1 protein-coding gene is annotated in these 301 nt (G+C 71.4%); it reads right to left on the bottom strand.

The annotated features are described in order from the left end of the window. Positions 1 to 301 (bottom strand): ATP-binding cassette domain-containing protein (locus tag HMPREF3115_RS28085; protein WP_256276407.1); only part of this gene is annotated, 301 nt, incomplete at both ends.

Genomic DNA, 301 nt, shown 5'->3' with positions numbered 1-301 from the left:
GTCGAGGCCGATCAGGTCGATCGCGGCGAGTGCGCGCTCGCGCCGCTCGCGTGCGCCGACGCCGAGCGCCTCGAGGCCGGCCTCGACGTTCTGCAGCACGGTGAGCCACGGGAACAGCGCGAACGTCTGGAATACCATCGCGACGCCTTCGGCCGGCCCGCGCAACGGCTTGCCGAGATACGTGACTTCGCCGCCGGTCGGCTCGATCAGCCCCGCGATGATGCGCAGCAGCGTCGACTTGCCCGAGCCCGAGCGGCCGAGCAGCCCGACGATTTCGCCTTCGCGCAGCGACAGGTTCGCG

Origin of the sequence: Burkholderia sp. HMSC10F09, from assembly GCF_001806955.1 — a bacterium.
Lineage (GTDB): Bacteria > Pseudomonadota > Gammaproteobacteria > Burkholderiales > Burkholderiaceae > Burkholderia > Burkholderia multivorans.
This window is presented reverse-complemented; position numbering and strand designations above follow the sequence as displayed.